The organism is Nonomuraea africana (assembly GCF_014873535.1).
In the GTDB taxonomy this organism is placed as follows: domain Bacteria; phylum Actinomycetota; class Actinomycetes; order Streptosporangiales; family Streptosporangiaceae; genus Nonomuraea; species Nonomuraea africana.
In genome coordinates this window covers 9,194,237-9,218,579 of record NZ_JADBEF010000001.1, presented here as the reverse complement: position 1 = coordinate 9,218,579, position 24,343 = coordinate 9,194,237, and the positions used below count along the sequence as shown (strand labels likewise).

Genomic DNA, 24,343 nt, shown 5'->3' with positions numbered 1-24,343 from the left:
TCTCAACGGATGCCCGAAATTGCCCTCTGCGTTGCTTGCCCTGCTCCAGGGGTACGCCAGGCACATCACCCCTGGAGGAGCGTGCCATGCCTCAGAAGGTAACCGCCGTCCTCTCCGCCGCGCTGCTGGCCATCACCGTGGCAGCGTGCGGTGGTGGAACGGAAGAGCGGAGCGCCGACACGATCACCGTGTGGACCGAGGAGAACCTCGCCGACCGGATGGCCGTGCAGCAGCGGATCGTCGCCGACTTCACCAAGAAGACCGGGATCAAGGTCAACCTCGTCGGCGTCGCGGAGGACCAGTTCAGCCAGATCGTCACCTCGGCCGCCGCGGCGGGCAAGCTGCCCGACGTCATCGGCGCGCTCCCCCTGGCGGCGGTGCGCGAACTGGAGGCCAACGACCTGCTCGACACCGAGACGCCGGGCAAGATCGTCGACCAGCTCGGCAGGGACAGCTTCTCGGCCAGGGCCCTGGAGCTCGACAGCGCCTCGGGCAAGCTGCTGGCCGTCCCCAGCGACGGCTGGGCACAGCTGATCCTCTATCGCAAGGACCTGTTCGAGAAGGCGGGCCTGGAGGCGCCCGACACCTACGAGCGGCTGGAGGCCGCGGCCAAGAGGCTCAACGCGGGAGGCGTGGCGGGCATCACCCTGGCCATCGCGCCCAAGGACTCCTTCACCGCGCAGAGCTTCGAGCACGTGGCGCTGGCCAACGGCTGCCAGCTGGTCGACAACGGCGGGAACGTCCCCCTGGACCAGCCGCCTTGCGTGACCGCCTTCGACTTCTACTCGCGCCTGGCCGCGCAGTACTCGGTGAAGGGCAAGCAGGACGTCGACTCCACCAGGGCGACGTACTTCTCGGGGAAGGCGGCCATGACGATCTGGTCGTCGTTCATCCTCGACGAGATGGCGGGCCTGCGCAACGACGCCCTGCCCTCCTGCCCAGCGTGCAGGGAGGACAAGGAATGGCTGGCCAAGAACACCGGTGTGGTCACCGCACTGAAGGGACCGCAGGGGGCCGAGCCCGCGCAGTACGGCGAGATCGTCTCCTGGGCGGTCACCAGGGACGCCAACGCCGGTGCCGCCCAGCAGTTCGTCTCGTTCATGATGAACGAGGGCTACGAGCGGTGGATCGGGATGGCCCCCGAGGGCAAGTTCCCCACCCGCAAGGGCTTCGAGGCCAAGTGGAGGGCGCTGCCCGCAGGAGTCGACAGCAAGAAGCCGCTGTCGGAGGTCTATCCCGCCGAGATCCTCGACGCGCTGCGCAAGAGCCCTGACACCTTCGCCAGGTGGGGCATCCCGCAGGGCCAGGGCAAGCTGGTCGGCGCCACGATGGGCGAGCTCCCCGTGCCCAAGGCCCTCAGCGCGATCGTCGACGGCTCGCTGACCCCGCAGGCCGCGGCCACCCAGGCCAAGTCCGACATCGAGACGATCAAGCGCGGGATCAGGGAATGACCATCGCAGGGGGCGTCCGCCGCCTCACGCGCGGGGGGCGGACACTGGAGCAGCAGGAGGCGAGAGCCGGACTGCTCCTCATCTCCCCGACGCTGCTCATCACGCTGGTGGTCGTCGTCGCGCCGCTGCTGTGGGCGGTCATGCTCGCCTTCCAGGACGCCCGGCTGATCAACATCCGCAGGACCGGCCTGTTCGGCAACTACACGCTGGAGAACTTCACCTACGTCATCTCCGAGCCCGGCTTCTGGTCCGCCCTGGTCAACACGCTCGTCTACACGACCGCGGGCACCGCGCTCTCGATCGCCATCGGCCTGGTGGCGGCGTTGGCGCTGCGCGCCGCCTTCAAGGGCCGCACCCTCGTGAGGGCGTCCATCCTGGTCCCGTACGTCGCCCCGGTGGTGGCGGTCGCCTTCCTGTGGGAGGTGATGCTGAACCCGCAGTTCGGCATCGTCAACACCTGGCTGAGCGAGCCGATCGCCTTCCTGACCCAGGCGCGGGGCAGCTTCCTCGGCCTCCAGGTGCCGGTGGCGCTGCTCACCGTCATCGCCTTCGAGGCGTGGCGCTACTTCCCCTTCGCCTTCCTGTTCATCCTCGCCAGGCTCCAGGCGCTGCCCGGCGAGCTGGAGGAGGCGGCGGTGGTGGACGGCGCGACGCCCACCCAGCGCTTCCGCTACGTGATCATGCCGCAGCTCTGGCGGGTGGTCGCGCTGCTGGCGGTGCTGAGGTTCGTGTTCACCTTCACCAAGTTCGACGACGTCTACCTCCTGACCGGCGGCGGCGCGGGCACGGAGGTGGTCAGCGTGCGGGTCTACAACTTCCTCACCGCGCGCGACGACATCGGCGCCTCGGCGGCCCAGGCGATCGTGCTGGCCGTGGTGCTGGTGGTGTTCCTGGCCGTCTACCTGAGGTTCTTCGCCGGAGGTGAGCGTGACCAGAGATCGCTTTGAGCGGGCGCTGTTCAGGGTGCTCAGACCGCTGGTGATCGCGTTCCTGACCGTGATCACCGCGTTCCCCTTCTTCTACATGGTGATGCTGTCGGTCCGCGACATCCAGGAGCTGATCCTCGATCCCGGCTCGCTCTGGCCCCGGAGCTTCACCCTGTCCACCTACGCGGACGTGCTGGGCAGGCAGGGGTTCGTCACCTTCATGAGCAACAGCGCGATCGTCGCGGTCGCCTCGGTCGCGGTGACGCTGCTGATCTCGATCCCCGGCGCCTACGCGGTGGCCAGGCTGCGCTTCTTCGGCCGCCGGCAGGTGCACTTCCTCTTCCTCGCCGTCTACCTCTTCCCCGCGATCGTGCTGGCGATCCCGCTGTTCGTGCTGTTCACCATGCTCGGGCTGCGCGGTTCGCTGCCGGGGCTCATCCTGGTTTACATCGCCCAGACGGTGCCCGTGACGGTGTACATGCTGCGCAACTACTTCGAGACCGTGCCGCAGAGCGTCGAGGAGGCGTCCGCCATCGACGGGTGCGGCCGGATGGAGACGATCTGGCGGGTGGTGCTGCCGCTGTCCAAGCCCGCGCTCATGGCCACCGGCCTGTACGCCTTCATGATCGCCTGGAACGAGTTCCTCTTCGCCCTGCTCTTCCTGGTGGAGCGCAGGGAGAGCTGGACCGTGTCGCTGGGCCTGTCGCAACTGGCGGGCAGTATCGAGATCCCGACGACCGTTCTCATGGCAGGATCGGTGGTTCTGACGCTCCCCATCGTGGTGGTGTTCTTCGCCAGCGAGCGATTGCTGACGGAGGGCCTCACAGCAGGCGCCGAGAAGGGTTAGAGATGCTGACGGCAGGACACGTCCTCCAGTTGATCAGGCAGGGCACTTGCCGTACCCGCAAAGAACTGATCGAGTACACCGGCCTGTCCCGATCCACGATCACCGACAGGGTCGACCGGCTGATCGAGGCCGGCTACATCCACGAGGCGGAGAGAGGGGCGTCGGGGGGCGGACGCCCTCCCTCCGTGCTCGCCATCGACCCCGCCAGCAAGGTGACCCTGGTCGCCGACCTCGGCGCCAGCCACGCCCGCGTGGCGCTGACCGACCTCGCCGCGCGGCCGCTGGCCGAGGAGTCCATCCAGATGCGCATCGACCGGGGCCCCGAACCCGTCCTGACCTGGGTACGGCAGGCCTTCGAGCGCCTGCTCGACCGCACCGGCCGCGCCCGCGAGCGGGTCTGCGGCATCGGCCTCGACCTGCCTGGCTCGGTCGACCACACCTCGGGCAAGGTGCTCAGGTCCTTCCTCATGCCGGGCTGGGACGACCTGCCGATCAAGGCGGCCTTCGGCGACCTGTTCGACGTGCCCATCCTGGTCGAGAACGACGCGAAGGCGATGGCGCTCGGCGAGTGGTGGGCCTCCTTCCGCCAGTCGCCCTCGCTGTTGCTGGTGAAGGTCTCCACCGGCATCGGCGCGGGCATCGTGCTCGACGGGCGCATCTACCGGGGCGTGGAGGAGGCCGCGGGCAACATCGGCCACGTACGGCTGCGCGAGAGCGACGACCGGGTGTGCACCTGCGGCTCGAAGGGCTGCGTCGCCTCGCTGGCCAGCGGGCACGCGCTGGCCAAGGACCTCGGCCAGGAGACCAGCCAGGACGTGGTCCGCCTGGTCCAGGCGGGCGACCCCGAGGCCATCGCGCTCACCCAGGAGGCCGGCCGCACACTCGGCCTGGTGCTGGCCACCGCGGTCAGCCTGCTCAACCCCGGCGTGCTGGTGCTGGCCGGGGACATGGCCGAGACCAGGGAGCACTACCTCACCGGCATCAGGGAGAGCGTCTACCGGCGCAGCCTGCCGTTCACGACCAGGAACCTCGAGATCGTGACCAGCACGCTCGCCGGCCGGGCCGGCATCGTCGGGACCGCGGTCATGGTGACCGAACACGTGCTGTCGCCGGCGAGCGTCGACGCCTCACTGGCCTGAAGGCCACGACGCTGACGGCGAGCACGGCGACGCCGAGCAGCATGCCGCCCACCACATCGCTGACCCAGTGGACGCCCAGCGCGACGCGGGTGTAGGAGACCGCGAGCGTGAGGAGCGCGGCGGCCGTCCAGGCCAGCGCCATGAGCAGCCGCCTGCCGCGCAGGGCGGGCCGCGCCAGCAGCACGAGCATCCCCGCGCCCAGCGTGGCGGCGAGCGCGTGCCCCGAGGGGAAGGACATGCCGGGGGCGCTGGCGACGGGATCGGGGAACATCGGCCTGGTCCTGTCGATCAGGAGTTTCAGCCCCTCGCCGAGCAGGCCGCCCGCCACGATCGTGATCACCGCCCACGCGGCGGTCAGGGGCGCGCCCCGCCACGCCAGCCACGCGGCGATTCCGACCACCAGAACGCGCCAGGTCGCGGGACCGAGCGCGTCGGTCCAGAAGGCCAGGAAGCGGGTCCAGGCGGGGTTGGCGACCGCGTAGGCGTGCAGATCGTGCGCCACGGACATGTCGAGGCCGTTGAGCGGCTGTCTGGCGACGTGGAGCAGCAACCCGAAGGGGACCACGGCCAGTGCGAACGAGAGCCTGGCGATCATCACACCAGTCTGCCCGCTAGACGCCGAGCCACCCGCGCAACAACGCCGGAGCCTCGACCATCGACGGCCCGTACCAGGTCAGCGTCCTGCCGCTCACCAGCGCGCTCCTGGCGAAGCACTCGGGGCCGTCCTGCGCGTGGAAGGCGTAAGGCTCGTCCGGCAGCACCACCAGATCGGGATCCTTCGCCACGATCTCCGCGAGAGGGATCTTGGGGTAACGCTCGGGGTGATCGGCGTAGAGGTTGTCGAAACCCAGCCGTCGCAGCACGTCACCGGTGAAGGTGTCGCGCCCCACCACCATCCACGGCCGCCGCCAGATGGGGACGACCACCGTCCGCCGCACCTCGGGCTCGGGCAGCTCCCACGCCGCCCGCGCCTCGTCCAACCACGCGGGGCTGGGAAGGCGGCAGGCCAGCTCGAACATCCGGCCCAGTGAGGCGAACGCCTCATCGACCGTCTCGATCCGCGTCACCCAGACCGCGATGCCCGACTCCCTGAGCGCTTGGAGGTCGGGCTCCCTGTTCTCCTCGGCGTTGGCCAGCACCACGTCGGGACGCAACGCCCTGATCCGATCGAGATCGGGATTCTTGGTGCCCCGCACCCTGACCACGTCGAGGTCGGGCGGGTGGGTGCACCAGTCGGTGGCGCCGACGAGCTTGCCCGTGGCGGCCACCGACTCGGTGAGCGAGGGGACGAGGGAGACGATCCTGCCGACCGTCGCGGGCACCCTCACCTCGGCCCCGGTGTCGTCGAACGGCACGGCCTACTTCAGGGCGCTGAGCGCGCTGTCGTAGTCGGGCTCCTGGGTGATCTCGGGGACCAGCTCGGAGTAGACGACGGTGTTGTCGCCGTCGAGGACGATCACGGCGCGGGCGGCGAGCCCGGCCAGCGGGCCCTCCTCCTGGGCCACGCCGTAGTCGGTGAGGAACTCCCTGCCGCGCATCAGCGACAGCGTCACCACCTTGTCCAGGCCCTCGGCGCCGCAGAAGCGCCCCTGGGCGAAGGGCAGGTCGGCGGAGACGCACAGCACGGCGACGTCGGGGTGCTCGGCCGCCACCTCGTTGAAGCGGCGCACCGAGGCGGCGCAGACACCGGTGTCGACGCTCGGGAAGATGCTGAGCACCTTGGTCTTGTCACCGAAGGAGGTGAGCGACACGTCGGACAGGTCCTTGCCGACAAGGGTGAACGCGGGGGCCGCGTCGCCGGGCTGAGGGAAGGTGCCGCCCACGGTGATCGGGTTGCCCTTGAAGGTGACTTCAGACATCAACGCCTCCCGGCGGGGAAAGTAAGGCAAACGGAACCCCGATCTTATCCACTCGGCTCGCAATCCCTCACTCCAGCCGCACTGTGACTCAGTACACTCGGCGACATTCGACTGGGCCCCCCTTCCGGAGTGACATGTGAGCAGCGGGCTCGTTGACGCCCCTCCAACCCCGTCGCCCTCCCGCCCTCCCCGGCCGCGTGCGCGCCGCCGGTGGCTGCGCTGGGTGACCGCGGTCGTGACGACCCTGGTGCTGGCGGCGGTCGGCGTGGTGATCGGCGTCTACGTGAAGCTGACGGGCAACGTCAGGCACATCGAGGTGACCGACGACGACCTGGGCGCCACGCGTCCGCCCAAGGTCGCCACCACCTCGCTCAACGTGCTGATCGTGGGCTCGGACCAGCGTGACGGCAAGAACGCCCGATACGGGCGCACCGTCGAGGGCGAGCGCACCGACACGATCATGCTCGCCCACCTGTCGTCCAGGCGGGACGACGCGATGGTGATCAGCTTCCCGCGCGACTCTCTGGTCCAGCTGCCCGCCTGCCCTGCCAAGGGCCGGCTGCCAGGGCAGCAGCCGCACCTCGGCATGATCAACGAGTCGTTCAACTCCGGCGGCATCGGCTGCACGTGGAAGACGATCGAGTCGCTGACCGGCATCCACATCGACCACTTCGTGAAGATCGACTTCACCGGGTTCAAGAGCATGGTCGACGCGGTCGGCGGGGTCGACGTGTGCCTGCCCGAGCGCATCGACGACACCAAGGCGCTGCTCCACCTGCCCGCCGGCCGCCAGTCGCTCAACGGCGAGCAGGCGCTCGGCTACGTCCGGGCCCGCTACAGCATGGGCGACGGCTCCGACATCGGGCGCATCCAGCGCCAGCAGATGTTCATCTCCTCCATGCTCAAGAAGGTGATGAGCGGCGAGACGCTCACCGACCCGGCGCGGCTGCTCGGCTTCCTCGACGCGGCGACCAAGGCCGTCACCACCGACTCCGCGCTCACCCCTGGCGTCATGAAGGACCTCGCCACGAGCGCGCAGGGCATGACCGCGGGGCAGATCCGCTTCATCACCACCCCATGGCATTACTCCGTCAGCCATCCGGGCCGCGTGGAGTGGGTGCAGCCACAGGCCAAGACCCTGTTCCAGATCGTGGCCAGGGACAAGAGCGTGGCCGGCATCAAGGGCGGGCAGGCCAGGACGCCGCGATCGAAGATCAACGTCGAGGTGCGCAACGGCACGCTGCGCACCGGGCTGGCCACGCAGGTGGCGGTGGCCCTCGAGCAGCGCGGCTACCACATCGCCAAGATCGGGGACGCCTCGCGCAAACCGGTCCCCCGCACGACCGTCCACTACTCCCCCAAGGGCGAGAGCCGTGTGCCCACGCTCACCGCCGACCTGCTCTCGGGCACGGCACGCCTGGTTCCGGGGGCGACGACGTCCAGGCTGGTCCTGACGATCGGCGACGACTGGAAGGGGCTCAAGGCGCTGCGAGTGGACGACTCGGAGGCGCTGAAGGGCTTCGACGCCACTCACGACACCTGCGCGCCATGAGCGGCACGACGGCGGCGGCGGCCGGCGCCGTCCCGAGGATGAGACTCGCGACCGGCGGGAGGCCCGCACCAGATCAGGGCTCGGGGTGCAGCCGGCCGTCGGCCAGGCCCTCGTGGCCGAGCCTGATCAGCGTCTCCCCCAGCGCGGTCGCCTCTCTCAGCGCGTCCTCCATCGTGGCCAGCCGTCTGAACGCCTCTCCGTAGGCGCGCTGCTCGGCCAGCGACAGCCTCGGCAGGCGGGTACGGCGAGCGTCCACCCGGCTCGAACCCGCGGGCACCCGGGCCCCCGCCGAGCGCAGGAACCCGGCCAGGAAGTGCGGGTCCACCCGCCGCCGGTCGACCCGGTAGAGGGTGAGCTGGGGCCCCAGCACCGCGCCTTCTGTCGTGACGACCCTGGCCGTGGCGTAGGTGGCCACGACGTCGCCCGGCTCGACCGTGACCAGGCCCGCCTCCGGACCGGTCGCGCCCGAGGGGGGCGCGCCGCGCTCCACGTCGTCGGCGGTCAGCACGGGGACCTCCCCGCCGTCGACCGCCATGCGGGGCGGCGCCTGCAGGATCGTCACCAGCCCCGCCTTGACCAGCTCGCCGATCGTGGTGGCCGGTTGATCGAGCGGCTGGTCGAGGACCCGCAGGTCGGGAGCGTCGACCGAGGCGGCCAGGAAGCGCTCGCGGGCGGCGGCGAAGGCACGGCCGAGGTCGGCTCCGGTGCGCGGGGCGTGCCGCGAGGGGCTGAGATCGACCTCGTCGTCGAGGAGGTCGATGATGCGCAAATGGCGGCCGTCCTCGCTGAGGGCGGGCTCCACGCCGGCGAGGTCGCCTCCGGCATCCATGATCAGAATCTCGGACGGCGGGCGCTCGCCGCTCTCCGGCCTGCGCAGCAGCCACAGGTCGGGGCCGCCGGGCCAGAGCGTCACCACGGCTCGCAGGGCGCCCGCGCGCAGCAGGTTGCCCCTGATGCGACGGCCCGCTCTGCGGCTGGCCGCGGCGGCCGGCATGAGGATGGCGACCAGGCCGCCCGGCTTGACGTGGGTGAGGCAGTGCTGCACCCAGGCCAGCTCGGACTCTCCCCTCGGCGGCAGGCCGTACTCCCACCTGGGGTCGCCGCTGAGCTCGTCGTAGCCCCATGCGCGCTCGTTGAAGGGCGGATCGCAGACGACGGCGTCGGCCCTGACGCCGGGGAAGGCGTCGTGCCTGAGCGCGTCGCCCGCGACGATCTCGGCCTCGACGCCGCGCAGGGCCAGCCTGGCGGCGGCGATGCGGGCAGAGGTCTCCTCCAGCTCCTGTCCGAGCACCCTGACGGCCTTCCCGCCGCCACCGGACCCGGAATTCCCCGGACCGGGGCTTCCCGAGCCGGACTTTCCAGAGGCGGAGCTCCCGGCGGGGAGGTTTCCGGGGGCCGAGCTTCCGGGTGCGGAGCTTCCGGCGGTCAGGTTTCCGGCGTCCGGGTTTGCGGCGGCCAGGCTCCCGGCAGCTGGGTTTCCGGCGGCGGGGTCTCCGGCGGTGAGGCTTCCGGCGGTGGGCAGGGACAGCGGGAGTGTGGCGACGCCGCAGGCGGGGTCGAGGACGGTGCCGCCGTCGGGGGCGGCCAGCCGTACCATCAGGGCCGCGACGTCCTCGCGGGTGACGGAGAGCTTGCGGGAGTGCGCCTCCAGGTAACGGGCGCACAGGAACTCGTACGCGGCCCGCGCGCCCCGCTCGGCGGCCAGCTCGGACAGCAGAGCGGCGAGCCCCTCGTCGAGCTCGCCGGCATCGGCGCGCCCTTCCCCGAGCGTGGCGAGAAAGCCTCCCGCGGCGGCCATGATCCGGCCAAGCTGAAGATCTCCCGAAGCTTTGAGGCGTTGCCAGGCGCGATCTGCCAACGAGACCTGGTAGGACTTCCCATAGCGACTCAGCCAGGCCTCGACCTCGCGCAGCGCGAACAACGGTTGCGCCGCGGTTCCATCGACCGGTTTGGGGAAGTCGTCGTGGCGGCGGCGCCAGTTGCTCACCGCGGCCCGCCCGACACCGGCGAGCCGAGCGATGTCGCCGGCGTTGACGGTCGGGTCGTGGCTCATGAGGGCCACATTAGTTCACAACACTCTTCAGCGCATCTGCTTGTGAAGTGTTTCAACCAATGATTTACTGCCTACTATGACGCACAACATCCGCTATGCCGCCGGGTCGGACGTGGGCCGACGAAGGGAGCAGAACGAGGATTCGGGCTACGTGAGCGCCCGCATGCTGGCGATCGCGGACGGCATGGGCGGCCACGCGGCCGGTGAGCTTGCCAGCTCCGCCACGATCGCGGTGCTGCGCGAGCTCGACGCCAGCTTGCCAGAGGCGGGCGCCGACCTCGAAACCGCCCTGGAGGCCGCCGTGCTCGAGGCGGGGCGCAGGCTGGCGGAGCTGGTCGAGATCGATCCCGCCCGCAGGGGCATGGGCACGACGGTGACCGCCATGTTGTGGGACGGCACGAAGTTCGCATTGGCCCATCTCGGCGACTCCCGCGCCTACTTGCTGCGCGACGGCGCGCTCTACCAGATCACCAAGGATCACACGCTGGTGCAGTCGATGGTGGACGAAGGGCGCATTACGGAGGACCAGGCGGCGGTTCACCCGCGCCGGTCGATGGTGTTGCGCGTGCTGGGCAGCGAGGGCAGGTCCGAGCCCGACATGTCGCTGCGCGAGGCCGAGCTGGGCGATCGCTACATGCTGTGCTCCGACGGGCTGACCGACGTGCTCGGGCCCGAGACGCTGCACGAGATCCTGACGACCTACGCCGAGCCCGACGCGGCGGTCGGCAAGCTCATCGAGCTGGCGAACGAGGGCGGCGGCCCCGACAACGTGACCGTCATCGTGGCCGACGTGGTGCCTCCGGACGAGAGCACCTCCTCGATGTACCGGGTGGGCGTCGGATCCTGAGCCGGGGTACGGCGGTTCTCCATCAGGTTGCAAGCACGGACTCCCACACTCGCGGCAGACGAGGAAGGGAATCCGATGAGAGCCAGCCGTACCATCATGATCGCCGTCACCGCCGGGCTGCTGACGGCGGCCCCCGCCACCGCCACCGCCACCGTCGCCGCCGCCTCCGCCGACACCGTCGGCGGCGGATCGAGCTGGGGACCCACGTACGCTCCCGGCAAGAAGTCCGTGGCCAAGGGCACGCTGACGTCGTCCGCCCTGAACAGGACACACCTCCCCGCCACCTCCACGGTCGCCGTCAAGGGCCGGATCACCGACCTGACCAGCGGCCCGAGCTGCGGGTGGGCGGTCTTCCGCATCTCCTACCGCACGAAGGACGGCAACGTGCCGTTCAAGCACCGCAGCTACCTCGACTGCTCCAAGGGCACGCCCAGGGCGTTCTCGTTCACCGACCGTGACGTGGCCCTCGTCGAGCTCAAGGTGTGCGGCGAAGGCCGCGCCGCCGAGCCGTCGAACGTCTGCCTCTACGCGGGCACCTGGAAGACCCTCTACTCCTCCCTGTAGTAGGGCGTCCCACCAGTCACATAGCCGGTATTTCGGCTCATATCTAGACACTTTCTGGATGTCTGGAGCGCGACAACCGGGGCGCTACTACAGTCCCTCGTTAGTCGCCGGTCATCTGGGGAGGAGTCGTCCTGGACCCGATCGCTGAAGGACTACTGGAGGCGGCGCGCCCGGAGCTCGGCTATCGCGAGCAGGGCGGCCAGTACACGAAGTTCGGCAAGTGGTACGCGGACCTGGTCCAGGACTCCCAGTACCGCAACGCGCCCTGGTGCGACATGTTCATCTCGTGGGCGGCCCAGAAGGCGGGCGTGCAGGAGTTCGTCGGGCAGTTCGCCTGGACGCCCTCGCACGCCGCCTGGTTCATCAAGCAGGGCGCGTGGTCGCAGCGGCCCGAGCCCGGAGCCCTGGTCTTCTACGACTGGAAGGGCGGCAAGAGCTACAAGGGCATCGACCACGTCGGCATCGTCGAGAAGGTCGTCGGATCGAAGATCCATACGATCGAGGCGAACGTCGACAGGGTCTGGCTCAAGCGCAAGGTCCGCGACGCGGACCAGGTCGTCGGCTACGGACTGCCGCGCATGGTCAAGGAGCGCCCCGGCCTGATCGAGGTGCGCCCCTCCGAGCAGCCGGTCGAGCCCTTCTCGATCCAGGCCGCCCTGCCGGGGGTGACCGTGGAGCGGGAGGGGTCGCCGTTCGACGTGCTCGGGACGCCGCAGGCGCTGCTGGCCGCGATGGTGCTCACCACGGTGGTCGTATCGTTCAGGGTGGCGGGACGCTCCCGGGGTTCCGGCCGGCACCGGCGGGGGTTCGTCTCCTGGCTCGCCACTAGCTCCCGAGCCACCGGCTCGACCTTTGACTCGGGAGCGACTCTCAAGACCTCGAGAGTTACGAGCACCTCCGGAAGCACGCGAGCCACCGGCGGCTCCTCCGCCATGCGGCCCCCCGGGTCCGGAGTAGGGCGCCCTTCAGCCTCGCCGCCACCCAGGTCAGAAGTAAGGCGAGCTCCCGCCTCGCCGTCACCCGGGTCTCTTCGGCCACCGGCAACTGTCGGTCGGGCGGCCTCGTCTGCACGGGGAGCTTCGGTGGAGGTTCCACGGGCGGCCTCGCCCGCGCGCGCGGCGCCGGTGGAAGTGGCGCGTGGGGGCTCGCGGGGCACTTCCGGCGCGGGCGCGCGTCAGGTCGAGCCGCCGGCGGTGCCCGGAGTTCCCCGCCCCCGCGCCGCCGGGACCCCGGGGAACCGAGAGCGTCTGCGGGGCCCGGTGGAGCGTTCCGCCGAGCTCGCGCAGGCCGGCCGTACCTCTGGGAGCGGGCACCAGCCCACCTCCACCGCTTCGGGGGGTACGGCCAAGCGACGCAGGCCGTACGAGGCCACGACTGGGAAATAGTAGGACGTCCTAGTATCTTCGGAAGGGAGGCCCCTCACAAAGGAGTGATCTGGCGTGCACGTACCGGTCCATCCCGTCCGATTCGTGACCGCCGCAGCGCTGTTCGACGGCCATGACGCCGCGATCAACATCATGCGGCGAATACTGCAGGCGCAAGGGGCGGAGGTGGTCCATCTCGGACACAACCGGTCCGTCGAGGAGATCGTCACCGCCGCGATCCAGGAGGACGTCCAGGGCGTCGCCATCAGCTCTTACCAGGGCGGGCACGTCGAGTTCTTCAGCTACCTCGTCGAGCTGCTGCGCGAACGCGGAGCGGGACACATCAAGGTGTACGGCGGAGGCGGCGGCGTCATCGTCCCCGAGGAGATCGAGCTGCTGCAATCCCGCGGCGTCGCGCGGATCTTCTCCCCCGAGGACGGCCAGCGGCTCGGCCTCCCCGGAATGATCAACAAGCTGATCGAGGAGTGCGACGTCGAACTGGGCGGCGCGCCGTCCGTCGAGGCCGTCGCCTCGGGTGACCAGGCCGCACTGGCCCGCGCCATCACCCTCATCGAGTCAGGACGCGCCCCCGCCGAGCTCCTCGAAGGCGTCCGCGCCCTCGGCGGCTCCCCGGGCTCGGCTTCCACGGAGACACCGGCCTTCGAAGGGTCGGCTTCCACGGAGACGCCGGCCGCCGGAGGGTCGGCTCCAGACGGGACCCCCGTCTTCGGTGGTGACGCTTCCGTGAGCAGCGGTGCCGGAAGCGGCGCCGGGGGCGCCGGGTCGAGGGCCGCTGGGCGTAGGGCGCCGGTGCTCGGCATCACCGGCACCGGCGGATCGGGCAAGTCGTCGCTGACCGACGAGCTGCTGCGCAGGTTCCACGTGGACAACGACGACAAGCTGCGCATCGCCGTCATCGCCATCGACCCGACCAGGCGCCGCGGCGGCGGCGCGCTGCTCGGCGACCGCATCAGGATGAACAGCCTCGGCGGGCAGACCTACTTCCGCTCCCTCGCCACCCGTGGCGCGGCCAGTGAGGTCCCGGCCTGCCTCGACGACGTGATCGCCGCCTGCCGGGCGGCCGGGTACGACCTCGTGGTCGTCGAGACCCCCGGCATCGGGCAGGGCGACGCGGGAATCGTCCCGCACGTCGACGTGCCGATCTACGTGATGACCCCCGAGTTCGGCGCGGCCTCGCAGCTGGAGAAGATCGACATGCTCGACTTCGCCGAGGCCGTAGTGATCAACAAGTACGAGCGGCGGGGCGCCGAGGACGCGTTGCGCGACGTCCGCCGCCAGATGGTGCGCAACAGGGCGGCCTTCGGGGTGTCGCCCGACGAGATGCCGGTCTTCGGCACGATCGCGGCCCGCTACAACGACGCGGGTGTCACGGCGCTCTACCACCACTTGCGTGACCTGCTCGTGGAGCGCGGCATGCCGGCGGGGCCCGGGCTGCTGCCGAGGGTGCAGGGCCGTACCTCCCAGACGGCCGCGGCGGTCGTGCCGCCCGCAAGGGTGCGCTACCTCGCGGAGATCGCCGAGACCGTCCGGGGTTACCACGCCGAGACGCGGGCCCAGGTGGAGGTGGCCAGGCGCCGCCAGCAGCTGGCCGCCGTCCGCGCCCTTCTGAACCCCGGGACCGCCCAGCGGGCACCGGCCACCCCGGCCGAAGACCCCGCCCTGACGCATGCGGTCGGAGAACTGCCCGGCGTCGGCGCGACGACGGCTTACGCCGCCGAGGCGAGCATCCCGGGAACCGGACCGGGCACCCCCGGAACCGGCGTGGGCACGCCAGGGACCGGGCCGGGCACCTCTCAGATCGGCGCGGGCGCCTCCCGGACCGGGCCGGGCGTCGCCGAGTCAGGAGCGGGAGGCTCGGGGACCGATGCGCGGCTGGCCGAGCTGGCGGCGCAGGCCGAGCGGGAGCTGAGCGAGGAGAGCAGGGCGCTGCTGGCGCAGTGGCCGGCGCTCAAGGCCCAGTACACCGCCGACGAGCTGGTCGTGAGGGTGCGCGACAGGGAGATCCACACCCCGCTCTGGCGCGAGACCCTCTCGGGCAACCGCATCCCCCGCGTGGCGCTCCCCCGCTTCGAGGACCATGGCGAGCTGCTGCGCTTCCTGCGCTCGGAGAACCTGCCGGGGCTCTTCCCCTTCACCGCGGGCGTGTTCTCCTTCAAGCGGGACGACGAGGACCCCACCAGGATGTTCGCCGGTGAGGGCGACCCGTTCCGCACCAACCGCCGCTTCAAGCTGCTCTCCGAGGGGCAGCCCGCGACCCGGCTGTCGACCGCGTTCGACTCCGTGACGTTGTACGGCAACGACCCGGACCTCCGTCCCGACATCTACGGAAAAGTCGGTACGTCGGGGGTGTCGATCGCGACGCTCGACGACATGAAGGTGCTCTACGACGGCTTCGACCTGGCGGCCCCGAACACCTCCGTCTCGATGACGATCAACGGCCCCGCCCCCACGATCCTGGCCTTCTTCCTCAACGCCGCCATCGACCAGGCGATCGAGCGCTTCCGCGCCACGGAGGGCCGCGAGCCGTCCCCCCAGGAGGCACAGGAGGTGCGGGTCAGAACGCTGGCCACGGTGCGCGGCACTGTGCAGGCCGACATCCTGAAGGAGGACCAGGGGCAGAACACCTGCATCTTCTCCACGGAGTTCTCGCTGCGGATGATGGCCGACATCCAGGAGTGGTTCATCCGCAACCAGGTGCGCAACTTCTACTCGGTGTCCATCTCGGGCTACCACATCGCCGAGGCGGGCGCGAACCCCATCAGCCAGCTGGCCTTCACCCTGGCCAACGGCTTCACGTACGTGGAGGCCTATCTCGCGCGCGGCATGCGGATCGACGACTTCGCGCCCAACCTGTCGTTCTTCTTCTCCAACGGGATGGACCCCGAGTACTCGGTGCTCGGCCGCGTGGCGCGCCGCATCTGGGCCGTCGCCATGCGGGAGAGGTACGGCGCGGCGGAGCGCTCGCAGAAGCTGAAGTACCACATCCAGACCTCGGGCCGGTCGTTGCACGCCCAGGAGATGGACTTCAACGACATCCGCACCACGCTGCAGGCGCTCATCGCAATCTACGACAACTGCAACAGCCTGCACACCAACGCCTTCGACGAGGCCGTCACCACCCCTTCGGCCGAGTCGGTACGGCGGGCGATGGCGATCCAGCTCATCATCAACAGGGAATGGGGCCTGGCCCGCAACGAGAACCCGCTGCAGGGCTCGTTCATCATCGACGAGCTGACGGACCTGGTGGAGGAGGCCGTCCTGAGCGAGTTCGAGCGCCTGTCGGACCGAGGCGGCGTGCTGGGCGCGATGGAGACCGGCTACCAGCGCGGCAAGATCCAGGACGAGTCGATGCTGTATGAGACCCGCAAGCACGACGGCTCGCTGCCGATCATCGGCGTGAACACCTTCCGCAACCCGCGCGGCGAGGAGCACCACGGGCCGCTGGAGCTGGCCCGCGGGACCGAGGAGGAGAAGCGCTCGCAGCTGGACCGGCTGCACGCCTTCCACGCCAGGAACCGCGCGGAGTCTGCGGCGGCGCTGCGCCGGCTGCGGGAGGTGGCGATGTCGGACGAGAACGCGTTCGAGGTGCTGATGGAGGCGGCCAGGGTGTGCTCGCTCGGCCAGATCACCGAGGCCCTGTTCGAGGCGGGCGGCCAGTACCGCCGCAACGTCTGACGGCGGCGGGCCGCGCGCGACACCGCGTCAGACGCGGCCCACCAGCTGCTCCCCGAACGAGGCGATGACGTCGTCGATCGCGTCGCCCTCCATGACACTCGGCTGAACCGCCAGGCGGTGCACGCCGAGCTCGGATCCACGTCGCGTCCGTGCGGGGGATGACTCGTTCTCCCGCCCAGTCGGGCTTTCTCCGCTGCCTGGAGGAGGACGTGGCGGAACTCGGCGCGCCCCTTCGCCGGGCTAGCGGGGCTGCTTGACCTCGGGGAGCTCCACGGGGATGGGCGTGGTGGCCTCGAGGAAGACCCAGCGTCGGTAGGACCAGAACCGGAACAGCGTGCCCAGGCCGACACCGACGATGTTGGCGATGTTCATGCTGAGCGGGTCGGTCAGCTTGAGCGTGTAGGTGACGAAGCCGATCACCAGCAACCCGAACAGCAGCGCGATGCCGTTGAGCAGGAAGAACAGGAAGTATTCGCGGCCGAGGCCGCTCTGCTCGCGGTGGCGGAAGGTCCAGAGGCGGTTGCCCGCGTAGGCGAAGGTCGCCGAGATCACCGTGGCGAGCACCTTGGAGGTCAGCGGGCCTATGCCGACGACCACGTTGAACAGGTTGAGCATGCCCGTGTCGATGACGAACGCCAGGGCGCCGACGACGCCGAACTTGGTGAGCTCATGAACCAGGGCGGCGAACCACTGGTAGAGGCGTTTCCCCAACCTCACGTCTCGACCTCGGTCCCTTCCGGTCCGGTTCCTCTACGGCACGACCCTTCCACCGTACCGCCCTGGCCGGGTGGCTCTGCGACCGACGCCCCGGCCAAGCGCGGCAGCCCCATGAACCGGCGGGCGCGCGCAGCGGACGATCCTGATCCATCGGGGTGCTGTAGATTCCCCGAAGGGTCTCGTGCTGGCTTGTCCCGAGGAGAACTGGGAGGGGCGAATGGTCATCGGTGACCGCTATGAGCTCGACGACCTGCCCCTGGGCCGAGGTGCGATGGGCGCCGTCTACCGCGGCCACGACCGTCGTCTCGATCGCCGGGTGGCCGTGAAGCTGCTCCACCCTCTCCCCGGCAAGGGCCCTGACGAGGAGCTCGAGCGCAGGTTCATCAGGGAAGCGCGCATCCTGGCCCGCCTCGAGCACCCCGGCGCGCCCGTCCTGTACGACTTCGGCACCCACGAACAGCGGCTCTACCAGGTGATGCAGTTCATCGACGGGGTCACCGTGGCCGACCTGGTCAGCGAGCACGGCGCGCTGCCGGTGCCGTGGGCGGTGGCGATCGCCGCCCAGGCGTGCGCGGTGCTGTCGGCGGCCCACGCCCTGGAGATCTGCCATCGCGACCTGAAGCCGACGAACCTCATGCTCTGCCCCGACGGCAGCGTGAAGGTGCTCGACTTCGGGCTGGCGATGCGCCGGGAGACGGACGGCTCGCAGTTCACCAGGATCGGGCAGATTCTCGGCACGCCCGCGTACATGGCGCCCGAGCAGATCCAGCGGGGTGTCGCCGAGCCGCGCAGCGACCTCTACTCGCTCGGCTGCGTGCTGCACGAGATGCTGACCGGGCGGCAGCTGTTCACCGGGCCGACGGAGTACGTCGTCTTCGAGAAGCAGGTCAAGGAGCGGCCGCCGACGGTGCCCGGGCTGCCCTCGGCGCTGGAGAAGGTGCTGTCGGACGTGCTGGAGAAGTCCGTGGAGGACCGGCCTGAGCACGCCAACGAGCTGTACGAGCGGCTGGAGCCGTTCGCGGTGGACCTGCCGATGCTGCCCGGCTTCCTGACCTCGCCCGTGGTGCCGAGCCCGGGCCGGATGTACGCCAGGATGGCCGGCCGCGTCCTCGCCTGAGAGAACGCTCTCTCGTTCCAGGTAACACTCTGGAAACGAGGCCAGAACCTGGGAGCGCTCCCAGCAGCGCTACGTCAATGCCATCAGCTGCGGAAATGCCGCGAAATCTCAGAGAGCGCTCTCCGAGAAGTCGCGAAAACGCTCCGTTGACAGGGGGCGGGCGGGCCAGCAACCTCTCTGGGAGAGCGCTCTCTCATCGACCTCATCACCACATTGCCCTCAGGGAGGGTTCCATGGCCACGCCGTACTCCCAGGCTCGCCGCTTCGGTCGGCTCGCCGTACCGGTGCTCACCGCGTCCGCGCTCGCCCTCGCTCTCGCCGCCTGTGGCGGCGAGGCTCCCAGCGCCACCACCGCAGGCAAGCCCGCGGAGAAGGTGACGCTCAGCATCGCCCTCTTCGGCGACTTCGGCTTCAAGCCGTTGTACGAGGAGTACAAGAAGACGCACCCCAACGTGGAGATCGTCGAGCGGGTCACGCAGTTCAACGACCACCACAACAACCTTGTCAAGCGGCTGGCCACGAACGCGGGCGCGGCCGACGTCGAGGCCGTGGAGGTCGGCTACATCAGCTCGTTCACCGCCCAGGCCGACAAGTTCCACGACCTCAAGCAGTACGGCCTGGACAAGCGCCAGAGCGACTACCTCGACTGGAAGTGGCAGCAGGGCCTGTCGAAGGACGGCTCGAAGCTGCTCGGCCTCGGCACCGACGTCGGCGGCCTGGCCATGTGCTACCGCAAGGACCTGTTCGAGAAGGCGGGCCTGCCGACCGACCGCGAGAAGGTCGCCGAGCTCTGGCCCACGTGGGAGCAGTACATCGAGACCGGCAAGAAGTTCGCGAGCGGTGTCAAGGACGCCAAGTTCGTCGACTCCCCCGGCGAGATCTTCCGCGCGATCGTCAACCAGGCGCCCGTCGGGCTCTACGACGCCCAGGACCAGATCGTCGTCGCGACCAACCCCGAGGTGAAGAAGGCCTGGGACCTGTCCAACCAGCTCACCCAGAACGACCTGACCGCCAAGCTCGCCGCCTTCTCCCCGCCGTGGAACACCGGTTTCGCCAAGGGCTCGTTCGCCACGATCATCTGCCCCGCCTGGATGACCGGCTACATCCAGGAGCAGGCGAAGGACGCCACGGGCAAGTGGGATATCGCGAAGGTCCCCGGCGGTTCGGGCAACAGCGGCGGCTCCCACCTGATGCTCCCCAAGCAGGGCAAGCACCCCAAGGAGGCGGCCGAGCTGATCGACTTCCTCACCTCGAAGGACAACCAGGCGAGGGTGTTCAAGGAGGAGGGCACGTTCCCCTCGATCCCGGCGCTGTACGACGACCCCTCGATCCAGAGCTTCACCAAGCCGTTCTTCGGTGACGCGCCGATCGGCAAGATCTACTCCGACGCGGCGCGCAACCTCAAGCCGCAGCACCTCGGCCCGAAGGAGGGCGACGTGCGCATCGCCATCGGCGACGGCCTCGGCCGGGTCGAGCAGGGCAAGCAGACACCCGACGAGGCGTGGGCGCAGGTCGTCGCGGACGTCCAGAAGATCAAGTAGCGGCCGGTACGGCGGGGCGCCCGCCCCGCCGTACCGCATCACCCGAAGGACCCCGCATGGCCACGCTCCAAGCCACGGCGCGGCGCGGGCACCGGCGGCTGGTCAGGCACACGCTCGACCTCAAGCTGTCGCCCTACGCCTACATCGCCCCCTTCTTCCTGCTGTTCTGCGCGTTCGGTGTCTTCCCGCTGATCTTCACCGCGTGGGTGAGCCTGCACGAGTGGACGCTCACCTCCGACGTGCACACCTTCGTCGGGGCGGACAACTTCACCACCCTGCTCGGCGACGGCTACTTCTGGAACGCCACGTTCAACACCTTCTCGATCGGCATCATCTCCACCGTGCCGCAGCTGGTGCTGGCCATCTGGCTGGCGCACCTGCTCAACCGCCCGCTGCGGGCGCAGACGTTCTTCCGCATCACGCTGTTGGTGCCCAACGTGACCAGCGTGGTCGCCGTCGTGGTCATCTTCAGCCAGCTGTTCGGGCGCGACTACGGGCTGATCAACTGGATGCTGTCGTGGTTCGGGATCGACGGCGTCGCGTGGGCGGAGGGCACCGCCACCTCGCACGTGGCCATCTCCGCGATGATCATGTGGAGGTGGACGGGCTACAACGCGCTGATCTTCCTGGCCGCGATGCAGGCCGTGCCGAAGGAGCTGTACGAGGCGGCGACGCTCGACGGGGCGTCCAACCTGACGCAGCTGCGGAAGATCACCATCCCGATGATCAGGCCGACGATCGTCTTCGTCGTCACGGTCTCGACGATCGGCGCGATGCAGATCCTGGCCGAGCCGCTGCTGTTCGGCGCCGGCAGCGGCGCGGGCGGCATCACCAGCGGCGGCCCCGACCACCAGTTCCAGACCCTCGCCCTCTACGTCTACGACCTGGGCTTCAACAAGTTCGACTTCGGCTACGCCTCGGCCGCCTCCTGGGTGATGTTCCTGTTCGTGGTGCTGGCCGCCGGGGTGAACTACCTGCTGACCCGTCGCATGGGAGGTGCCTTTAAATGAGACGACGCCTCACCTACCTGACGCTGCTGGCGGTGGCGTTCTTCTCGGTCTTCCCGCTCTACTACAGCGTCGTGGTCGCCTCGCGGCACAACTCGGCGCTGGCCGAAGTGCCGCCGCCGCTGCTGCCCGGCGGCAACTTCTTCGCCAACGTGGCGCGGGTCTTCGACACGGTGCCCTTCGCCATGGCGCTGCTCAACTCGTTCCTGGTGGCCGGGTCGATCGCGGTCGCGGTGATGTTCTTCTCGACGCTGGCGGGGTTCGCCTTCGCCAAGCTGAGCTTCCGGGGCAAGAACATCCTGCTGCTGGTCACGGTGGCCACCATGATGGTTCCGGCGCAGCTCGGCATCATCCCGCTCTACATGCTCATGGTGAAGATCGAGTGGACCGGCTCGATGTACGCCCTGGTGGTGCCCGCGCTGGTGAACGCGTTCGGGGTGTTCTTCATGACGCAGTACCTGTCGCGCGCGCTGCCCACCGAGTTGCTGGAGGCGGGGCGGGTGGACGGCGCGACCACGTGGCGGCTGTTCTGGCACGTGGTGCTGCCCACGGCCCGGCCCGCGGCGGCCGTGCTCGGGATGCTCACGTTCATGTCGGCGTGGAACGACTACTTCTGGCCGCTGGTGGTCCTGACCCCGGAGAACCCGACGGTGCAGGTGGCGCTCTCGACGCTGGCCAGCGGCTACGTCAACGACTACGTGCTCGGGCTGTCGGGGACGGCGGTGGGCACCCTGCCGCTGATCCTCGTCTTCATCGTGCTCGGCAAGCAGATCATCGGAGGAATCATGCAAGGAGCTGTCAAGGGATGACGATCACGACCATGGAGACTCGGGGGACCGTGGTCTTCCCGGACGACTTCGTCTGGGGCGCGGCGACCGCGTCCTACCAGATCGAGGGCGCGGCCAAGGAGGACGGGCGGGGCCCGTCGATCTGGGACACCTTCTCCGCCACACCCGGCAAGGTGCGTGAAGGCGACACCGGCGAGGTGGCCTGCGACCACTACCACCGCTACCGCGACGACGTGGCGCTCATGAAGGACCTGGGGCTGAACGCCTACCGGTTCTCCGTCGCCTGGCCGCGGATCCAGCCCACCGGTTCGGGGGCGGCCAACCAGGCGGGGCTCGCCTTCTACGACAGGCTCGTGGACGCGCTGCTCGACGCTGGCATCACGCCCTATGTCACGCTCTATCACTGGGATCTGCCGCAGACGCTCGAGGATCTCGGCGGCTGGACCTCCCGCGACACCGCCTACCGGTTCGCCGACTACGCCGCGATCGTGCACGACCGGCTCGGCGACAGGGTGAGCCACTGGACCACGCTCAACGAGCCGTGGGTCTCGGCCTTCCTGGGCTACGGGAACGGCGTGCACGCGCCCGGCCGTACCTCCGCTCATGACGCGCTCAGGGCCGCGCACCACCTGCTGCTCGGACACGGGCTCGCGGCCAGGGCGCTGCGCGCGGCGGACGCCGAAGAGATCATGCTGGTGGTCAACTCGGCTCCCGTGCTGACGCCCGCCCAGGTGAACGACCCCGCAGCGGCGGTGTCTGCGGCCGACGCGGCGGCCGCCGACCGTGTCCACGCGCTGCTGACCCGTCAGTTCCTCGACCCCGCGCTGCTCGGCCGCTATCCCGCGGAGGTGCTGGAGGCCGCCGGGCGGAACGGCGGCACCGCGCACATCCTGGACGGCGACCTGGAGATCATCAACGCGCCGATCGACCTCGTGGGGATCAACTACTACAACCCCTGCGTGGTCGAGGACGGGCCCGGGCTGCCCGCCGACGCCGCCTGGCCCGGCTCGGAGGGCGTGCGCTTCGCGTCCGCGGAGGCCCCCGTCACCGCGATGGGCTGGCCGATCGTGCCCAGCGGCCTGAGCCGCCTGCTGGTCCGGCTGTCGAGCGACTACCCGCGGGTCGGCCTCATGGTCACCGAGAACGGCGCGGCCTTCGACGACGTGGTGGAGGACGGCAGGGTTCACGACGGCGCACGACTCGCCTACCTGGAAGGGCACCTGCGCGCCGCGCACGCGGCCATCGCGCAGGGCGCCGACCTGCGCGGCTACCTGGTGTGGTCGCTGCTGGACAACTTCGAGTGGGCCGAGGGCTACGGCCGCAGGTTCGGCGTCGTCCACGTCGACTACACCACCCAGGCGCGCACCCCCAAGGACAGCGCCCTGTGGTACCGGGACGTGATCACCCGTAACGGTCTGTGAGCCGGCGGGAGCCCGGGGATTTCCTGGGCACCCAACGAACCGTGACATCACCGATATTGACCTCGTTATGTGCGCAAACAATTCTCAGAGAACGCTCTCACGGCCTAGGAGGATGCACATGGCGATTGCCTCCCGACTACTCGTCGGGGCCGTCGGTCTGGCGCTGGTCGCCACCGGCTGCGGCTCCACTCCCACCAACCCGCGGGCCGAGGGGGGCACGTCGGCCGACTGCGCCGCCTACTCCGCGTACGGCAAGCACGACGGCAAGAAGGTCAGCGTCTACTCCCCCATCCGCGACGCCGAGGCCGACCTCTTCCAGCAGAACTGGAAGCAGTTCGAGAAGTGCACCGGCATGAAGATCACCTACGAGGGCACCGGCGAGTTCGAGGCGCAGATCCAGGTTCGCTCCGACGGCGGCAACCCGCCCGACCTGGCCTTCTTCCCCCAGCCCGGCCTCCTGGCCCGCTTCGCCAAGGCGGGCAAGCTGAAGCCGGCCCCCGCCGAGGTCAAGACGCTGGCCGAGCAGGGCTGGTCCAAGGACTGGCTCGACTACGGCACGGTCGACGGCACCTTCTACGCCGCGCCGCTGGGCGCCAGCGTGAAGTCCTTCGTCTGGTACTCGCCCTCGACCTTCCAGGAGAAGGGCTGGCAGGTCCCGAAGACGTGGGACGAGCTGATGACGCTCACCGAGACGATCGCGGCGAGCGGCGTCAAGCCGTGGTGCGCGGGCATCGAGTCCGGCGAGGCCACGGGCTGGCCCGCGACCGACTGGATCGAGGACGTCATCCTGCGCGAGCTCGGCCCCGAGGAGTACGACAGGTGGGTCGCGCACGAACTGAAGTTCAACGACCCCAAGGTCGTCGCGGCTGTGGACAAGGTCGGCGCGATCCTCAAGAACGACAAGTACGTCAACGGCGGCTACGGTCCCGTCAAGTCGATCGCCAGCACCGCCTTCCAGGAGGGCGGCGTGCCGATCACCACCGGCAAGTGCGCGATGCACCGCCAGGCCTCCTTCTACGCCAACTTCTGGCCGGAGGGCACGAAGGTCGCGCAGGACGGCGACGTCTTCGCCTTCTATCTGCCGGGCAAGGACGCCTCCAGCAAGCCGGTGCTCGGCGCGGGCGAGTTCGTCGCGGCCTTCGCCGACCGGCCCGAGGTCAAGGCGTTCCAGCGGTTCCTGGCCACCGCCGACCACGCCAACGCCAGGATGAAGCTCGGCACCTACGTCTCCGCCAACAAGGGCGTGGACCTGGCGAACGCGCAGAACCCGATCGACAAGCTGTCGATGGAGATGCTGAGGGACCCGGCGACGGTGTTCAGGTTCGACGGCTCGGACCTCATGCCGGCCGCCGTCGGGTCCGGCACCTTCTGGAAGGGCATGACCGACTGGATCAACGGCAAGGACACCAAGACGGTGCTCGACTTCATCGACGCCTCCTGGCCCACGTCCTGAT

General features: G+C 69.6%; 20 protein-coding genes. 15 read left to right on the top strand and 5 right to left on the bottom strand.

Translation table 11 applies throughout. The features are described from left to right. The first annotated feature begins 86 nt into the window (after window positions 1-86). Genes H4W81_RS44105 through H4W81_RS44090 form a run of 4 tightly spaced genes read left to right on the top strand, consistent with a single transcriptional unit; the run spans window position 87 to window position 4,363 of the window. Window positions 87-1,451, top strand: a complete 1,365-nt coding sequence (locus tag H4W81_RS44105) for an ABC transporter substrate-binding protein (RefSeq protein ID WP_192780232.1) — start codon at window positions 87-89, stop codon at window positions 1,449-1,451. After that, entirely contained in the window at window positions 1,448-2,398 is a 951-nt protein-coding gene (locus tag H4W81_RS44100; protein WP_192780231.1) for a carbohydrate ABC transporter permease, read from the top strand. Before H4W81_RS44105 ends, H4W81_RS44100 begins: the two co-directional genes overlap by 4 nt. Further along, window positions 2,379-3,224 (top strand): carbohydrate ABC transporter permease, encoded by an 846-nt coding sequence (locus tag H4W81_RS44095; RefSeq protein ID WP_192780230.1) that lies wholly within the window; start codon window positions 2,379-2,381, stop codon window positions 3,222-3,224. Before H4W81_RS44100 ends, H4W81_RS44095 begins: the two co-directional genes overlap by 20 nt. A gap of 2 nt (window positions 3,225-3,226) precedes the next feature. Further along, window positions 3,227-4,363, top strand: coding sequence for an ROK family transcriptional regulator (locus H4W81_RS44090; RefSeq protein WP_192780229.1), 1,137 nt, complete (start codon window positions 3,227-3,229; stop codon window positions 4,361-4,363). Here the strand turns inward: H4W81_RS44090 and H4W81_RS44085 are convergent. The 3 genes from H4W81_RS44085 to tpx are packed head-to-tail and all read right to left on the bottom strand — an operon-like array spanning window position 4,308 to window position 6,222. After that, window positions 4,308-4,958: a phosphatase PAP2 family protein gene (locus tag H4W81_RS44085; RefSeq protein ID WP_192780228.1), complete on the bottom strand. Its 651-nt coding sequence runs from the start codon at window positions 4,956-4,958 to the stop codon at window positions 4,308-4,310. The genes H4W81_RS44090 and H4W81_RS44085 overlap by 56 nt on opposite strands. A 16-nt stretch (window positions 4,959-4,974) precedes the next feature. After that, window positions 4,975-5,718, bottom strand: coding sequence for a helical backbone metal receptor (locus H4W81_RS44080; protein ID WP_192780227.1), 744 nt, complete (start codon window positions 5,716-5,718; stop codon window positions 4,975-4,977). 3 nt (window positions 5,719-5,721) lie between these two features. Next, window positions 5,722-6,222 (bottom strand): thiol peroxidase, encoded by a 501-nt coding sequence (gene tpx, locus H4W81_RS44075; RefSeq protein ID WP_192780226.1) that lies wholly within the window; start codon window positions 6,220-6,222, stop codon window positions 5,722-5,724. A gap of 223 nt (window positions 6,223-6,445) precedes the next feature. Between tpx and H4W81_RS44070 the strand changes: the two genes are divergently transcribed. Next, on the top strand, window positions 6,446-7,774 hold the full coding sequence (locus tag H4W81_RS44070) for an LCP family protein (RefSeq protein ID WP_318782452.1): 1,329 nt from the start codon (window positions 6,446-6,448) through the stop codon (window positions 7,772-7,774). 73 nt (window positions 7,775-7,847) lie between these two features. Here the strand turns inward: H4W81_RS44070 and H4W81_RS44065 are convergent, their stop codons facing one another. Continuing rightward, a complete protein-coding gene (locus H4W81_RS44065) occupies window positions 7,848-9,827 on the bottom strand; it encodes an N-6 DNA methylase (RefSeq protein ID WP_225959080.1) in 1,980 nt (659 codons plus the stop codon). Window positions 9,828-9,903: 76 nt separating this feature from the next. Between H4W81_RS44065 and H4W81_RS44060 the strand changes: the two genes are divergently transcribed. From H4W81_RS44060 to H4W81_RS48190, 4 genes are all read left to right on the top strand, one after another. Then, on the top strand, window positions 9,904-10,674 hold the full coding sequence (locus H4W81_RS44060) for a PP2C family protein-serine/threonine phosphatase (RefSeq protein ID WP_192780224.1): 771 nt from the start codon (window positions 9,904-9,906) through the stop codon (window positions 10,672-10,674). A 75-nt stretch (window positions 10,675-10,749) separates the two neighbouring features. Then, window positions 10,750-11,238 (top strand): hypothetical protein, encoded by a 489-nt coding sequence (locus tag H4W81_RS44055; RefSeq protein ID WP_192780223.1) that lies wholly within the window; start codon window positions 10,750-10,752, stop codon window positions 11,236-11,238. A gap of 113 nt (window positions 11,239-11,351) precedes the next feature. Continuing rightward, window positions 11,352-12,623, top strand: a complete 1,272-nt coding sequence (locus tag H4W81_RS48195; protein ID WP_318782534.1) for a CHAP domain-containing protein — start codon at window positions 11,352-11,354, stop codon at window positions 12,621-12,623. Window positions 12,624-12,677: 54 nt separating this feature from the next. Beyond that, window positions 12,678-16,298, top strand: coding sequence for a methylmalonyl-CoA mutase family protein (locus tag H4W81_RS48190; RefSeq protein WP_318782451.1), 3,621 nt, complete (start codon window positions 12,678-12,680; stop codon window positions 16,296-16,298). A gap of 240 nt (window positions 16,299-16,538) precedes the next feature. Here the strand turns inward: H4W81_RS48190 and H4W81_RS44040 are convergent, their stop codons facing one another. After that, window positions 16,539-17,015: a GtrA family protein gene (locus H4W81_RS44040; protein ID WP_192780222.1), complete on the bottom strand. Its 477-nt coding sequence runs from the start codon at window positions 17,013-17,015 to the stop codon at window positions 16,539-16,541. A 217-nt stretch (window positions 17,016-17,232) separates the two neighbouring features. Here H4W81_RS44040 and H4W81_RS44035 point away from each other — a divergent pair, with 217 nt between their 5' ends. The 6 genes from H4W81_RS44035 (at window position 17,233) to H4W81_RS44010 (ending at window position 24,342) form a co-directional block, all read left to right on the top strand. After that, window positions 17,233-18,132 (top strand): serine/threonine-protein kinase, encoded by a 900-nt coding sequence (locus H4W81_RS44035; protein WP_192780221.1) that lies wholly within the window; start codon window positions 17,233-17,235, stop codon window positions 18,130-18,132. A gap of 233 nt (window positions 18,133-18,365) precedes the next feature. Continuing rightward, entirely contained in the window at window positions 18,366-19,673 is a 1,308-nt protein-coding gene (locus H4W81_RS44030; protein ID WP_192780220.1) for an ABC transporter substrate-binding protein, read from the top strand. Between the two features lie 56 nt (window positions 19,674-19,729). Beyond that, window positions 19,730-20,683 carry a carbohydrate ABC transporter permease gene (locus H4W81_RS44025; RefSeq protein ID WP_192780219.1) on the top strand — a complete coding sequence of 318 codons (954 nt, stop codon included), beginning with the start codon at window positions 19,730-19,732 and terminating at the stop codon, window positions 20,681-20,683. Further along, entirely contained in the window at window positions 20,680-21,489 is an 810-nt protein-coding gene (locus H4W81_RS44020; RefSeq protein WP_192780218.1) for a carbohydrate ABC transporter permease, read from the top strand. Before H4W81_RS44025 ends, H4W81_RS44020 begins: the two co-directional genes overlap by 4 nt. Continuing rightward, window positions 21,486-22,889: a GH1 family beta-glucosidase gene (locus H4W81_RS44015; RefSeq protein ID WP_192780217.1), complete on the top strand. Its 1,404-nt coding sequence runs from the start codon at window positions 21,486-21,488 to the stop codon at window positions 22,887-22,889. Before H4W81_RS44020 ends, H4W81_RS44015 begins: the two co-directional genes overlap by 4 nt. A 118-nt stretch (window positions 22,890-23,007) precedes the next feature. Further along, on the top strand, window positions 23,008-24,342 hold the full coding sequence (locus tag H4W81_RS44010) for an ABC transporter substrate-binding protein (RefSeq protein WP_192780216.1): 1,335 nt from the start codon (window positions 23,008-23,010) through the stop codon (window positions 24,340-24,342). The last annotated feature ends 1 nt before the right edge of the window (window position 24,343 follow it).